A 14,445-nucleotide genomic window follows, 5' to 3' on the forward strand; every position below is an offset into this window, starting at 1 on the left:
CTGGTTAAATTTTAACCAGACCTCATTATTCGCCGACGCTGATCTTCAGGCCAGCAGCTATTGCAAACGGTGTCAGGGTTATCGCCAGGGCGGTCAGGCTGCCAAGCCACAAGAGATAACCGGTCGCCGGCATGCCTTGCAAGGCTGCCTGCAAGGCGCCACTGCCAAGGATCAACACCGGGATGTACAGCGGCAGAATCAGCAGTGCCAGCAACAAGCCACCTCGCTTCAATCCCACCGTCAGGGCTGCGCCCACCGCACCGAGCAGGCTCAGCACCGGTGTACCCAGCAATAAAGAAATCAGCAACACCGGCAGACAAGCGGCAGGTAGACCGAGCATCAACGCCAGCAGTGGAGCGAGCAAAACCAGTGCCAGGCCAGAGAAGGCCCAGTGTGCCAGTACCTTGGCCAAAACCAGAAGAGGCAGGGGGTGCGACGAAAGGACCCACTGTTCAAGCGATCCATCTTCGAAATCACTGCGGAAAAGCCCGTCCAGCGAGAGCAGAACCGATAAAAGCGCCGCGACCCAGACCAGTCCAGGAGACAAGGTTTGCAACAATTGAGCCTCGGGGCCGACCGCCAACGGGAACAGCGCCACCACGATGGCGAAGAATACCAGCGGATTGGCCAGTTCCGCAGGACGGCGGAACAACAATCGGGCCTCACGGGCGACCAACAGGCCGAAAACACTCATACGGCCCAATTCCCCAGATCAATGTCGCGATAGCTGGCCGGCATCCGGGTCAGCGTATGGTGCGTGGTCAAAACGACCATGCCGCCCTGCTCACAGTGTGCGGCCAAGTGTTCTTCGAGCTGCGCCACGCCTTGCTTGTCGAGTGCGGTGAACGGCTCATCGAGAATCCACAGCGGCGGGCTGTCCAGGTACAACCGCGCCAGCGCCACACGGCGATGCTGGCCAGCAGACAGCGTGTGGCAAGGAACATCCTCGAAACCGCGCAGTCCCACAGCCGCCAATGCCTGCCAGATCGCCTCATGGGACGCCGGATGATGCAGGGCGCAGAGCCAGCTGAGGTTTTCCTCGGGCGTCAGCAGTTCCTTGATGCCGGCGGCATGACCGATCCACAGCAGGTTGCGCGCCAGCTCGAAACGTTGCTCATTGAGCGGCTGGCCGTTGAGCAGCACCTGACCGGCGGTCGGCTGCATCAAGCCGCACAGCAGGCGCAACAGGCTGGTCTTGCCACTGCCGTTGGGGCCGCTGATTTGCAACATTTCGCCACTGGCCAGTCTCAAATCGAGATTTTCGAAGAGCAGCCGAAGGTCTCGCTCACAAGCGAGGGCAACGGTTTGCAGGACAGGGCTGGTCAAGGGATCACGGGCCTTTTGCGGTTCAAGTCGGCGGCGAAGCGGCCGCTAAAGAGATGCAGCATAGATGCATTGGCGGTCTGTTCTAGAGAGCGGCGTCAAACAATTGCAATGTTTTCGCCACTCCCCGAAAGACGGGCAGCATTATACATGCCATGCCCTACTCTAAAGAGTGCATTTTCCTCAGGTTGTGACCGCGTATGACAGGCGAAATGAACATCCTCCCGCTACCCCAGACCACGCCCGCGACTTCGCGGCCGCTGGTGGTGAGTGGCGATCTGCTGCAGTTGCTGAAGCCAATGGAGGGCCTGATCGACGTCGGGCAGACCGCCAAGGCTGAAGTACTGTCGCTCAAGCAGACGGATCAGACTTTTCAACTGCTGCTCAAAGTCACCCTCGACAGCGGTCGCCAGACCACGGTGCAGGCCACCAGCACGCAACCGCTACCCCAAGGCACCAGCCTGGCGATCACGCAGCCGTCGGCGAGCAATCTGGCCATCACCGTGCAACAAGCCATCGCTTCCAGCATCGCCACCCTCACCCGCATCGACACGGCGCAGCTGCCGGTCGGCACCTTGCTGCAAGGCAAAGTGCTGACTTCGCAGGTGCTGCCGCAGGTGCCGGGGCAACCGACGGTGTTTCGCTCGATGGTGAGTTTGTTGAACACGGTGCTAAGCGGTAGCACCCTGAGCATCGACAGCCCGACGCCGCTGCGCATCGGCACCTTGTTGAGCGCCATGGTGCAAGACACCCAGACGCTGAAATTCGTCCCGCTGAGCAGCCGCCAGGAACAATTGGCGGTGACCCAGCAATTGGTCAGCCAGCAAAGCCGCCAGGGTTCGCTGGATGGCTTGATCAAGGTCCTGCAAAACCTGCCGTTGCCTGCGCCGTCGTCATCGGCTTCCTCGGACCAGACCTCTGGCGACCTGCGCGTGGCCGTGGAAAAACTCCTCGCCGGTTTGCCAGATGTTCAGCAACTGAGTACACCCAAGGGACTGGCTCAAGCACTGGCCAACAGTGGCCTGTTCCTCGAAGCGAAACTGCTGACCGGACAGAACCCGACGCTGGCTCCGGACCTGAAGGGCGATTTGCTCAAGCTGATCGCGCAATTGACGCCGGGGCTGCCAGCCAACACCAACCTCAATGCACTGATCGCCGCCAACACATTGGTGCAGGCGATGCCGAGTTTTGTGCGCAGCGCCCTCGGCATGCTCGGCCAGGTCAGTGCCAAACCGCTGCCGACCAGTTTCCCGCTGCCCGAGCGCCTGCTGCAAAGCCAGGACGGTGAAGGTGATCTGGAGCACTTGCTGCGTTTGGCAGCGGCGGCGGTTTCGCGCCTGCAAAGCCATCAACTGTCGAGCCTGGAGCAAACCGGTCTGACCGACGATGGGCGGCTGGTCAGCACCTGGCAGCTGGAAATCCCGATGCGCAACCTGCAGGACATCGTGCCGTTGCAGGTCAAGTTCCAGCGCGAAGAAGCCCCCGAGAAAGAACAACCGCATGAACGTCGCGACGAACGTGAGCCCAAGCAACAACTGTGGCGCGTCGACCTGGCGTTCGACATGGAACCGCTAGGCCCGTTGCAGATTCAGGCGCAGCTGATCAAGGGCAGCCTGTCCAGCCAGCTCTGGGCCGAACGCCCATACACCGCGAGCCTGATCGAAAGCAACCTGGCCGGGCTGCGCGAACGCCTGCTGGCGTCGGGCCTGAACGTCGGCGATCTGGATTGCCACCTCGGCAAACCGCCACAAGGCCCGCAAACCCGTCTGGAACAACGCTGGGTCGACGAAACCGCATGAAAAACAACGCCCCACGCCAGGCCATCGCCCTCAAGTACGACGGCAGCCACGCCCCGACCCTCACCGCAAAGGGTGACGAAGCACTGGCGGAAGAAATTCTGCGGATCGCCCGCGACTACGAAGTGCCGATCTACGAAAACGCCGAGCTGGTGAAGCTGCTGGCGCGGATGGAGTTGGGCGAGAGTATTCCGGAGGAGTTGTACCGCACGATTGCCGAGATTATTGCGTTCGCGTGGAATCTGAAGGGCAAGTTTCCGGCGGGGCATGATCCCGATGCGGTCATGCTGGAGAAGGACATCACTGATCGCGGGGATGATTACTGAGGCGTCAAGGACGCCATCGCGAGCAGGCTCGCTCCCACAGGGTTGGGCGGTGTTCACACATTTTGTGTTCAACACTGAGCCCCTGTGGGAGCGAGCCTGCTCGCGAAAGCAATGTCAGCCGAGTTGCAAAAATCAGTTCTTGTGAAGCTTGCGCATCAACTCCGCCTCAGCCTGGGTCAACCCGCAAGACTGAGTCAGTTCATCCACCGTAGCGCCCATCCCGACCAGTCGCGCCGCTTGGGCAAACGACAGGCTCGACGGGTCGCGTTGTTCCAGTTGCGCCAGTTTGTCCGGCAGCGGGCCGACCACCGCGCGCAACTCGTGCAGGTCTTCACCCATGCGCACGTTGCCACGCTGGTAGTCGTCCACAAGTTTGGCCAGGTCCTTGATGCGCTGATCCCGCAGCGCATCGCCCTGAGCCTGTTGCGCGGCGATCAATCGTTGACCGCGTATGTACGCCAGAAACATCGCCAGCGTGCCTGCCCAGAAAAGGAACAGGACAATGACCGCTACCTCAAGAATCAATCAGATGTTCTCCAGGTCCGACCATTCTTCTTCGCTCATCATCTTGTCCAGCTCGACCAGGATCAGCAGTTCGTTGTTCTTGTTGCACACGCCTTGAATGAACTTGGCGGATTCTTCGTTACCGACGTTTGGCGCGGTTTCGATTTCCGACTGACGCAGGTAAACCACTTCGGCCACGCTGTCGACCATGATCCCGACAACCTGCTTGTCGGCTTCGATGATGACGATACGGGTGTTGTCGCTGATCTCGGCATTCATCAGGCCGAAGCGCTGACGGGTGTCGATCACGGTGACTACGTTACCGCGCAGGTTGATGATGCCCAGCACGTAGGACGGGGCACCCGGGACCGGGGCGATTTCGGTGTAGCGCAGGACTTCCTGAACGCGCATCACGTTGATGCCGTAGGTTTCGTTGTCCAGCTTGAAGGTTACCCATTGCAGGATCGGATCTTCGGAACCCTTTGCAGCCGTCGCCTTATCATTCATACCCTGACCCCTCGAAAAACCGCCCTGGCGGTGTGTGTTCTGTGCGCCGGCAATAACTGCCGTTGCGTGTTTTTATGTCGGTTAGTGAGCCGGTTTCTTGATGCTGCTCATGTGCTTTGCCCCGCCACTGGCGATCAACTCGGCCAGTGCGGAAACGTCGAGCAAGGCACACATGTGTTCAATCACGGTGCCCGCCAGCCACGGTCGTTGACCGCGGTGGCTGCGCCATTTGATTTCGTTGGGGTCCAGGCGCAACGAGCGGCTGACTTGATGCACCGCCAGCCCCCACTCATAGCCCTGAACCGAAATGACGTATTGCAGGCCCTGGCGGAAGTCATCGCGGTAGCGGTCGGGCATGACCCAACGCGCGGTATCGAGGACTTTCAGGTTGCCGGCCTGGCTTGGGAGAATCCCGAGGAACCATTCCGGCTGACCGAACAGCGGCGTCAGCTCGTGACCGGCCAACGAATAAATCGAACCGAGGCACACCAGCGGCACCGCCAGCGTCAGGCCGGCAACGTCGAACAGCAGGCATTCGAAGGGCTCGGCGGCCCACGATGGACGCCCGTCGGTTTCTACCGGAGGCGGCGTGTTGCTCGGTGGGAGATGAACTTCGACGACTGGCGGCACCAGCGTTTGCAGCAGCGGTGCGACGGTCGATACCGGCGCGAGGATCGGTGCCGGCGCTTCCATGACAGGTGCAGGTGCTGGCGCTGGTGCTTTCACTGCCGGTTCAACCACGGGGGCAATCACCGGTGCTGCAACCACCGTCGCCGGGCGTGCATCGCGCGCCTGTTCTTCGAGCACCGCCAACTGAAACTCATCGAGGGTGCTTTCAGGTTCGATCACTTCGGCGGTCGCTTCGATGACGGGCGCCAGCTCCTCGGTCGCGTCCTGCAGCAAGCTGTCCAGATAGCTCTGGAGCGCCAGTTGCGGGCGAGAGGTGATTTTCACCGGCCGATTCATTTAAGCACCACGCAAGGAAGGTTCATCTCACGCCACCTGCGCAACGGATTGCTGCGCCAGCAAATGCTTGAGCAGCGCGCGGTAAGCCAGAACGCCGCGGCTCTTGCCGTCGAACTGCGAAGGCGTGAGCCCGGCCCGACTGGCGTCACGCAGACGCGTGTCGACCGGGATGTAGCCTTGCCAGATTTCTTCCGGGTACAGGTCGCGCAGCACGCGCAGGGTCCCGAGGGACGCCTGGGTGCGGCGGTCGAACAAGGTCGGGATGATGGTGAACGGCAGCGCCTGTTTGCGTGAACGGTTGATCATCGCCAGGGTGTTGACCATGCGTTCCAGGCCTTTGACGGCCAGGTGTTCGGTCTGCACCGGGATCACCAACTGCTGGCTCGCCGCCAAGGCATTGACCATCAGCACGCCGAGCAACGGCGGGCTGTCGATCACCGCGTAATCGAAGTCCTGCCACAACTGCGCCAGGCTCTTGGCGATCACCAGGCCCAAACCACTCTGCCCCGGCGACTGACGCTCAAGCGTGGCCAGTGCGGTGCTGGAGGGCAACAGGGAAATGCTTTCGTGGCTGGTGGGCAACAGCAACTGACCGGGCAAGCCTTGCGGCACGCTGCCCTTGTGCAGGAACAAGTCGTAGCTGCTGTGTTCCAGGGTGTCGGGGTCGTAGCCGAAGTAGCTGGTCATGGAGCCGTGCGGGTCGAGGTCGACCACAACCACGCGCTTGCCCGCCTCGGCCAGCAAACCGGCTAAAGCGATAGAGGAAGTGGTTTTACCAACACCACCCTTTTGATTGGCAACGGCCCAGACTCTCATTTGAATGTTTCCTCCCGGCCGACGAGGTCAGCCGAGAAATAGCTCAACGTTTTAATGCGGGTGACGGAGAATTGACGGCGCTCTCTCGTACCGGCGACTTGACCGCTGACGGTGCAGTTTGTGTGCCAGCACGCTTCAACGCGGCGTCCGGTTGCGCATGAGCGGTTCCGGTGCCGGTGAGGCTGCGACGAACATCGAGATTGCGTGAAACCACCAGCACCACACGACGGTTGCGTGCGCGGCCTTCGGCGGTGGCGTTATTGGCCACGGGCTGAAACTCGCCATAACCCACGGAGGCCATTCGGCTCGGGTTCACGCCCTGCATCGCCAGAATGCGCACAATGCTCGCCGAACGGGCCGAGGACAGTTCCCAGTTAGTGGGGTACTGCGCGGTGCGGATCGGTTGATCATCGGTAAAGCCTTCGACGTGAATCGGGTTATCGAACGGCTTCAGAATCCCGGCCACCTTGTCGATGATGTTGAACGCGTTGTCGCTGGGCATGGCATCGCCACTGCCAAACAACAGGCTGGAATTGAGCTCGATCTCGACCCACAACTCGTTACCGCGCACGGTCATCTGGTTGGAGCTGATCAGGTCACCGAACGCGGCGCTGATGTCATCGGCGATGCTTTTGAGCGGGTCACTGGAACCGGCAACACCGGCATCGACCTGTTCGCTGTCTTTCACCAACGGCTTGGCAGGGGTCACCGTCATCGGTCGCTCTTCGCCGACCGGGATCGGCTTGAGCGAGCGATCGGCGTCGGTGAAGACCCCGATCAACGCTTGCGAGATGACTTTGTACTTGCCTTCGTTGATCGAAGAGATCGAGTACATGACCACGAAGAACGCGAACAGCAAGGTAATGAAATCCGCGTAGGACACCAGCCAGCGTTCGTGATTGACGTGTTCTTCAGGTTGGCGACGACGAGCCATAATCCATTACCCCCATCAATCCATGAAGCCCTGAAGCTTCAACTCAATAGAGCGAGGGTTTTCACCTTCGGCGATCGACAGGATCCCTTCCAGCAACATTTCGCGATAACGCGACTGACGCAAGGCCACAGACTTGAGCTTGGAAGCAATCGGCAGCAACACCAGGTTGGCACTGGCCACACCGTAGATGGTGGCGACGAAGGCCACGGCAATGCCGCTGCCCAGTTGGGTCGGATCGGCCAGGTTGCCCATGACATGGATCAGGCCCATCACCGCACCGATAATCCCGATGGTCGGCGCGTAGCCGCCCATGCTTTCGAAAACTTTGGCGGCTTCGATGTCGCGGCTTTCCTGGGTGTAGAAATCCACTTCCAGAATGCTGCGAATCGCTTCCGGTTCGGCACCGTCAACCAGCAGTTGCAGGCCTTTGCGCGAGTAGCTGTCGGGTTCGGCATCGGCCACCCCTTCCAGACCGAGCAAGCCTTCCTTACGGGCCGTCAGGCTCCAGTTCACCACCCGATCAATGCCACCGGCCAGGTCAACGCGTGGTGGAAACAGAATCCAGCCAAGGATTTGCATGGCACGCTTGAAGGCGCTCATCGGCGATTGCAGCAAGGCTGCGCCGATGGTGCCACCGAGGACGATCAAGGCTGCCGGGCCGTTGGCCAGCGCGCCGAGGTGGCCGCCTTCAAGGTAGTTGCCGCCAATGATGGCGACGAACGCCATGATGATGCCAATCAGGCTTAAAACATCCATCAGATACACGCCTCGACCAGGTGCTTGCCAATATCTTCCAGCCCGTAGATCGCGTCGGCGAGATCGGCTTTGACGATGGCCATCGGCATGCCGTAGATCACGCAGCTGGCTTCATCCTGAGCCCAGATCGCACTGCCGCTCTGCTTGAGCAGGCGAGCCCCTTCACGACCGTCGGCGCCCATGCCGGTCAGCACGACCGCCAGAACTTTGTCGCCGTAGGACTTGGCCGCTGAACCAAAGGTGATGTCCACGCTGGGTTTGTAATTCAGACGTTCGTCGCCCGGCAGGATTTTCACCGCGCCACGGCCATCGATCATCATTTGTTTGCCACCCGGTGCCAGCAACGCCAGGCCAGGACGCAGGATGTCGCCATCCTCGGCTTCCTTGACGCTGATGCGGCAGAGCTTGTCCAGGCGTTCGGCGAAGGCCTTGGTGAAGGCCGCCGGCATGTGCTGGATCAACACCAGCGGTGCCGGGAAGTTGGCCGGCAATTGGGTCAGCACCCGTTGCAGCGCAACCGGACCGCCCGTGGACGTGCCGATGGCCACCAGTTTGTAGGCCTTGCGTTTCGGTGCAGGCGACGATGGGCCGGACGACACAGGCGCATGGGTGCGTGCCGGAATCGGTGCCGGCGCAGGACGCGACGGTGCGTGGCTGCCGTAACTGCTGGCGCTTGCAGGCGCAGGCGTCGGGGCAGGTGCGGCGACCGGGGCCGGTGCACTGTAGGTATTGGCGCGACGGTTACTGCGCGAAATGCTCAGGATCTTTTCGCACAGCAGTTGCTTGACCTTCTCCGGGTTACGGGAGATGTCTTCGAAATTCTTCGGCAGGAAATCCACGGCGCCGGCATCCAGCGCATCGAGGGTCACCCGGGCGCCTTCGTGTGTCAGCGAGGAGAACATCAACACCGGCGTCGGGCAGCGCTGCATGATGTGTCGAACGGCGGTGATGCCGTCCATCATGGGCATTTCGTAGTCCATCGTGATCACGTCCGGCTTGAGGGCCAGGGCCTGATCGATCGCCTCTTTTCCGTTGGTCGCCGTTCCGACGACCTGGATATTCGAATCCGCTGAAAGAATTTCCGAGACGCGGCGGCGGAAAAACCCCGAATCGTCCACCACCAGGACTTTGACTGCCATAAACACTCCGTTAGACGGAGCGAGGCTCAGTCGCCCCGCTCCACCAGAATCAAATACGCCGCGTGGCGTAACGCTTGAGCATGCTCGGAACATCGAGAATCAGCGCAATACGGCCGTCACCGGTGATGGTGGCGCCCGACATGCCCGGGGTTCCCTGGAGCATTTTGCCCAATGGCTTGATGACCACTTCTTCCTGGCCCACCAACTGATCGACGACAAAGCCGATCCGCTGCGTGCCCACCGAAAGGATCACCACATGGCCTTCGCGCTGCTCTTCGTGAGCGGCGGAGCTGACCAGCCAGCGCTTGAGGTAAAACAGTGGCAGCGCCTTGTCGCGCACGATCACCACTTCCTGACCGTCCACCACGTTGGTGGTCGACAGGTCGAGGTGGAAGATCTCGTTGACGTTCACCAGCGGGAACGCAAACGCCTGGTTGCCGAGCATGACCATCAGCGTCGGCATGATCGCCAGGGTCAGCGGGACCTTGATGACGATCTTCGAGCCCTGGCCTTTGGTCGAGTAGATGTTGATCGAACCGTTGAGCTGGGAAATCTTGGTTTTCACCACGTCCATGCCCACGCCACGACCCGACACGTCGGAGATCTCGGTCTTGGTCGAGAACCCTGGTGCGAAAATCAGGTTGTAGCACTCGGTGTCGCTCAAGCGATCCGCCGCGTCCTTGTCCATCACACCGCGTTTTACCGCGATGGAACGCAGGACGTGCGGGTCCATGCCTTTGCCGTCATCGGAGATCGACAGCAGGATGTGGTCGCCTTCCTGTTCCGCTGCAAGGATCACCTTGCCGCCACGGGACTTGCCCGAGGCTTCGCGCTCTTCCGGCGACTCGATGCCGTGGTCGACCGCGTTGCGCACCAAGTGGACCAGCGGGTCGGCCAGGGCCTCGACGAGGTTCTTGTCGAGGTCGGTTTCTTCGCCGACCAGTTCCAGGTTGATCTCTTTCTTGAGCTGGCGAGCCAGGTCGCGAACCAGACGCGGGAAGCGTCCGAAGACTTTCTTGATCGGTTGCATCCGGGTCTTCATGACCGCGGTTTGCAGGTCAGCCGTGACCACGTCGAGGTTCGACACAGCCTTGGACATGGCCTCGTCGGCACTGTTGGCACCCAGGCGAACCAAACGGTTACGCACCAGTACCAGTTCGCCGACCATGTTCATGATTTCGTCGAGACGCGCGGTATCGACCCGCACGGTGGTCTCGGCTTCGCTGGCCGGTTTTTCCGGCGGCGGCGCAGCCGGAGCACGGGCCGGGGCCGGTGCAGCGGCGGCAACCGGTTTCGGCGCCTCGACTTTCGGTGCCTCGGCTTTTGGATCTGGCACCTTGGCCACGGGTGCCGCTGCCTTGGCAACGGGCGCCGCAGCAGTGACAACAGAGCCTGTCGCCACGTCGGTGAACTTGCCTTTACCGTGCAATTCGTCGAGCAGCGATTCGAACTCGTGATCGGAGATCAGATCCCCGCCCGCCGCCGCTGCAGTTGGCGCAGGTGTAGCCGGAACCGAAGCAATGGCCGACTCCAGCGCGTCCACCGCAAAGTTGCCCTTGCCGTGCAGCTGGTCGAGCAATGCTTCAAATTCGTCGTCGGTAATGTCGGAGCTGTCGCCCGCCGCTTTCGGTGCAGCCGGTGCCGCTGGCGCAGGGGCCACGGCGTCGACGGCGAACTGGCCTTTGCCGTGCAGTTGATCGAGTAACGACTCGAACTCGGCATCGGTGATTTCGTCGCTGGCAGCGGCATCGCTGGCAGGCGTTGGTGCAGCCACTGGCGCTTCGGCCTGAGCCTTGACGGCATTCAGCGAGTCCAGCAGTTGTTCGAATTCGTTATCGGTGATGTCGCCCGATTCGCTTTCGGCGGCAGGTGCTTCAACCACTTCAGCAACCGGTGCAGCTTCATCTGCGGTTTGCGGCTCGGCCAGACGGGCCAGGGCCTCCAGCAATTCAGGTGTCGCAGCGGTGACCGGGCTACGCTCGCGGACTTCGCCGAACATGCTGTTCACCGCGTCCAGCGCTTCGAGGACCACGTCCATCAGTTCCGAATCGACGCGACGCTCACCCTTGCGCAGGATGTCGAACACGTTCTCGGCGATGTGGCAGCACTCCACCAGCTCGTTGAGCTGGAGGAAGCCGGCGCCCCCTTTTACAGTGTGGAAACCGCGAAAAATTGCATTGAGCAAGTCCGCATCATCCGGTCGGCTTTCCAGCTCGACCAGTTGTTCGGACAGTTGCTCTAGAATCTCGCCGGCCTCAACCAGGAAATCCTGAAGGATCTCTTCATCGGCGCCGAAGCTCATTAAGGGGGTGCTCCTACAGGTCTAAAAACCTAAAAAACCTAGAATGCTGAAACGCTAAAATCCCAGGCTGGATAGCAAATCGTCCACATCGTCCTGACCGGACACAACGTCTTCTCTTTTATCGGCATGAATCTGCGGACCTTCACCCTGAGAGAGATGTTTTTGTGGATCTTTTTCGGCGAGCATCGATTCACGGTCATGTTCGATACCCGCAAAGCGGTCTACCTGGCTGGCCATGAGGACGAGCTTGAGCAAATTGCTTTCAACTTCGGTGACCAACTGGGTCACGCGCTTGATCACCTGACCGGTGAGGTCCTGGTAATCCTGTGCCAGCAGGATGTCGTTGAGGTTGCTCGACACCGTGCGGTTGTCCTCGGTGCTGCGTGTCAGGAAACCGTCGACGCGGCGGGCCAGCTCACGGAACTCTTCAGCCCCGACTTCGCGGCGCATGAACCGGCTCCAGTCCGTGCTCAACGCCTGGGCTTCTTCGCTCAGGCTGTTGACCAGCGGCGTGGCGCTTTCCACCAGGTCCATGGTGCGGTTGGCCGCGGCCTCGGTCAGCTTGACCACATACCCCAGGCGCTCGGTGGCGTCCGTGATTTGCGACACTTCCTCGGCTTGCGGCATGTTCGGGTCAATCTGGAAATTGACGATCGCGCTGTGCAGCTCGCGAGTGAGCTTGCCCACTTCCTGATACAGGCCACGGTCACGGGTCTGATTGAGCTCATGGATCAGTTGCACAGCCTCGCCGAACCTGCCTTTTTCAAGGCTGGCGACCAGTTCGACGGCATGTTTTTTCAGGGTCGATTCAAAATCGCCCTGTGAAGATTCTTTATGCTCCATAGCTCCCCCGTGGCGCAGTGGATCAACCGATGCGTTCGAAAATCTTCTCGATTTTTTCTTTCAACGCCTGGGCCGTGAAGGGTTTGACCACATAGCCGTTTACGCCGGCCTGGGCCGCTTCGATGATCTGCTCGCGCTTGGCTTCAGCGGTCACCATCAGCACTGGCAGGTGCTTGAGCTTTTCATCGGCGCGCACGTGGCGCAGCAGATCGATACCGGTCATGCCAGGCATGTTCCAGTCCGTTACCAGAAAGTCGATGCTCCCGCTGTTGAGAACCGGAATGGCAGTAGTGCCATCGTCAGCCTCGACCGTGTTGGTGAACCCAAGGTCACGCAACAGGTTTTTTATGATCCGCCGCATCGTTGAGAAGTCATCAACGATGAGGATTTTCATGTTCTTGTCCAATTCGACCTCCAAGCAGTCTTAAACGCGCCCAGCACCTGGACGCGCCATTTCAATCAATTCGGCAATTCACTCGATGACTGTCTGGAGCACAACAGATCGCGACCGGTGCCGTTCAAATCCGCACCAGCCCCGTTCGCAGTGTCCCCACACTGCCTTCAGCGCGCTCGCCACTCCCCCAAACGCCCCCGCAAACGGGCCGCGCACTGGCTGTGTAACTGGCTGACCCGCGATTCGCTGACCCCCAGGACCTCACCGATTTCCTTGAGATTCAACTCTTCGTCGTAGTACAGCGCCAACACCAGTCGCTCGCGCTCCGGCAAATTGGCAATCGCGTCCGCCAGCGCCGCCTGGAAGCGTTCATCTTCCAGATCGCGTGACGGCTCGAGATGAGCACTCGCGCCATCCTCATGCAGCCCTTCGTGTTCGCCGTCCTGCAACAGATCGTCGAAACTGAATAAGCGGCTGCCCAGGGTGTCGTTCAAAATCCCGTAATAATCGTCGAGACTCAATTGGAGTTCGGCCGCAACCTCGTGATCTTTAGCGTCACGGCCGGTTTTAGCTTCAATAGAGCGAATTGCGTCACTGACCATACGGGTATTTCGGTGGACCGAGCGTGGCGCCCAGTCCCCCTTGCGTACTTCATCGAGCATGGCGCCGCGGATTCGTATGCCCGCGTACGTCTCGAAACTTGCGCCTTTGCTGGCGTCGTATTTGGTCGACACTTCAAGCAGGCCGATCATCCCGGCCTGGATCAGGTCTTCAACCTGGACACTGGCCGGCAGACGGGCCAGCAAGTGGTAAGCAATGCGTTTGACCAGTGGCGCGTAACGCTCGATCAGCTCGTACTGCGCGTCACGTGCCGACTTCTTGTAGAGGTTGTAGCCACTGGCTGTCATAGGACGGGTCCTGCGGTCTGTTGCACGAGGCGCTCGACGAAAAACTCAAGGTGCCCGCGCGGGTTGGCAGGCAGCGGCCAGGTATCAACTTTCTGCGCGATGGCCTTGAACGCCAGGGCGCACTTGGAACGCGGGAAGGCTTCATACACGGCACGTTGTTTCTGCACAGCCTTGCGCACGCTTTCGTCGTAAGGCACCGCGCCGACGTATTGCAAGGCCACGTCGAGAAAGCGGTCGGTGACCTTGGTCAACTTGGCGAACAGGTTGCGACCTTCTTGCGGGCTCTGGGCCATGTTGGCCAGGACGCGGAAGCGGTTCATGCCGTAATCGCGGTTAAGCAGTTTGATCAGCGCGTAGGCGTCGGTGATCGAGGTCGGCTCGTCGCAGACCACCAGCAAGACTTCCTGCGCTGCGCGAACAAAACTGACTACCGAGTCACCTATGCCCGCAGCGGTGTCGATCACCAATACGTCGAGGTTGTCGCCGATGTCGCTGAAGGCCTGGATCAGGCCGGCGTGTTGAGCCGGGCTCAAATGAACCATGCTCTGGGTGCCAGACGCGGCCGGAACGATTCGAATACCGCCCGGGCCCTGCAACAGAACGTCGCGCAGCTCGCAGCGGCCTTCGATCACGTCGGCCAGGGTACGTTTGGGTGTCAGTCCCAGCAGGACGTCAACGTTCGCCAGGCCCAGGTCAGCGTCCAACAGCATGACGCGACGGCCGAGCTCAGCCAGGGCCAGCGACAAATTCACTGACACGTTAGTCTTGCCGACGCCACCTTTGCCGCCGGTCACCGCGATCACCTGTACGGGATGCATGCTGCCCATGTTATTTCTTTACCTTGTCTTGCATAGACGGAGGCCACATTACTGGCTGCGCGTTCGCAAATGGAACAATGCATGGCAGACCATCGATGTAGGTACAAAAACTG

16 protein-coding genes are annotated in these 14,445 nt (G+C 60.4%); 2 read left to right on the forward strand and 14 right to left on the reverse strand.

What is annotated here, in order from left to right:
- Positions 1-25: 25 nt before the first annotated feature.
- Together ccmB and ccmA are read right to left on the reverse strand one after the other, a co-directional pair.
- Positions 26-694 (reverse strand): heme exporter protein CcmB, encoded by a 669-nt coding sequence (ccmB, locus tag AC07N8_RS08945; RefSeq protein ID WP_452627653.1) that lies wholly within the window; start codon positions 692-694, stop codon positions 26-28.
- Positions 691-1,326, reverse strand: a complete 636-nt coding sequence (gene ccmA / locus AC07N8_RS08950; RefSeq protein ID WP_493143134.1) for a cytochrome c biogenesis heme-transporting ATPase CcmA — start codon at positions 1,324-1,326, stop codon at positions 691-693. Before ccmA ends, ccmB begins: the two co-directional genes overlap by 4 nt.
- 197 nt (positions 1,327-1,523) lie before the next feature.
- On the opposite strand from ccmA, the gene fliK reads away from it, so the two are divergent.
- Both fliK and AC07N8_RS08960 read left to right on the forward strand, forming a co-directional pair.
- The gene (gene fliK / locus AC07N8_RS08955) at positions 1,524-3,122 is read left to right on the forward strand and encodes a flagellar hook-length control protein FliK (protein WP_483840772.1); all 1,599 of its coding nucleotides are present in this window, start codon (positions 1,524-1,526) and stop codon (positions 3,120-3,122) included.
- A complete protein-coding gene (locus AC07N8_RS08960; protein WP_493143136.1) occupies positions 3,119-3,445 on the forward strand; it encodes an EscU/YscU/HrcU family type III secretion system export apparatus switch protein in 327 nt (108 codons plus the stop codon). The genes fliK and AC07N8_RS08960 overlap by 4 nt, the downstream gene beginning before the upstream one ends.
- A 132-nt stretch (positions 3,446-3,577) precedes the next feature.
- Here AC07N8_RS08960 and AC07N8_RS08965 read toward each other — a convergent pair whose 3' ends face one another.
- The 12 genes from AC07N8_RS08965 to fleN all read right to left on the reverse strand — a co-directional run bounded on the left by AC07N8_RS08965 (position 3,578) and on the right by fleN (position 14,341).
- A complete protein-coding gene (locus AC07N8_RS08965; protein WP_483840770.1) occupies positions 3,578-3,970 on the reverse strand; it encodes a DUF2802 domain-containing protein in 393 nt (130 codons plus the stop codon).
- On the reverse strand, positions 3,971-4,456 hold the full coding sequence (locus AC07N8_RS08970; protein WP_007946765.1) for a chemotaxis protein CheW: 486 nt from the start codon (positions 4,454-4,456) through the stop codon (positions 3,971-3,973). It abuts the gene before it with no gap.
- An 81-nt stretch (positions 4,457-4,537) separates the two neighbouring features.
- Positions 4,538-5,422, reverse strand: coding sequence for a CheW domain-containing protein (locus AC07N8_RS08975; protein ID WP_493143139.1), 885 nt, complete (start codon positions 5,420-5,422; stop codon positions 4,538-4,540).
- A gap of 27 nt (positions 5,423-5,449) precedes the next feature.
- Positions 5,450-6,238, reverse strand: coding sequence for a ParA family protein (locus AC07N8_RS08980; RefSeq protein ID WP_027922376.1), 789 nt, complete (start codon positions 6,236-6,238; stop codon positions 5,450-5,452).
- 43 nt (positions 6,239-6,281) lie between these two features.
- Complete coding sequence (gene motD / locus AC07N8_RS08985) at positions 6,282-7,172, reverse strand: flagellar motor protein MotD (protein ID WP_483840767.1); 891 nt, start codon at positions 7,170-7,172, stop codon at positions 6,282-6,284.
- 15 nt (positions 7,173-7,187) lie between these two features.
- Positions 7,188-7,928 (reverse strand): flagellar motor protein, encoded by a 741-nt coding sequence (locus tag AC07N8_RS08990; RefSeq protein ID WP_027922374.1) that lies wholly within the window; start codon positions 7,926-7,928, stop codon positions 7,188-7,190.
- The gene (locus tag AC07N8_RS08995) at positions 7,928-9,067 is read right to left on the reverse strand and encodes a protein-glutamate methylesterase/protein-glutamine glutaminase (RefSeq protein ID WP_027922373.1); all 1,140 of its coding nucleotides are present in this window, start codon (positions 9,065-9,067) and stop codon (positions 7,928-7,930) included. The genes AC07N8_RS08990 and AC07N8_RS08995 overlap by 1 nt, the downstream gene beginning before the upstream one ends.
- Positions 9,068-9,116: 49 nt before the next feature.
- Positions 9,117-11,369: a chemotaxis protein CheA gene (locus AC07N8_RS09000; RefSeq protein WP_493143143.1), complete on the reverse strand. Its 2,253-nt coding sequence runs from the start codon at positions 11,367-11,369 to the stop codon at positions 9,117-9,119.
- Between the two features lie 54 nt (positions 11,370-11,423).
- Positions 11,424-12,212: a protein phosphatase CheZ gene (locus AC07N8_RS09005; protein ID WP_027922371.1), complete on the reverse strand. Its 789-nt coding sequence runs from the start codon at positions 12,210-12,212 to the stop codon at positions 11,424-11,426.
- A gap of 22 nt (positions 12,213-12,234) precedes the next feature.
- Positions 12,235-12,606, reverse strand: a complete 372-nt coding sequence (locus tag AC07N8_RS09010) for a chemotaxis response regulator CheY (protein ID WP_003183998.1) — start codon at positions 12,604-12,606, stop codon at positions 12,235-12,237.
- 167 nt (positions 12,607-12,773) lie between these two features.
- Positions 12,774-13,514 carry an RNA polymerase sigma factor FliA gene (fliA, locus tag AC07N8_RS09015; protein ID WP_007894214.1) on the reverse strand — a complete coding sequence of 247 codons (741 nt, stop codon included), beginning with the start codon at positions 13,512-13,514 and terminating at the stop codon, positions 12,774-12,776.
- Positions 13,511-14,341 (reverse strand): flagellar synthesis regulator FleN, encoded by an 831-nt coding sequence (fleN, locus tag AC07N8_RS09020; RefSeq protein WP_003222917.1) that lies wholly within the window; start codon positions 14,339-14,341, stop codon positions 13,511-13,513. The genes fliA and fleN overlap by 4 nt, the downstream gene beginning before the upstream one ends.
- Positions 14,342-14,445 lie beyond the last annotated feature (104 nt).

Source organism: Pseudomonas sp. GW821-FHT10C09, from assembly GCF_059415465.1.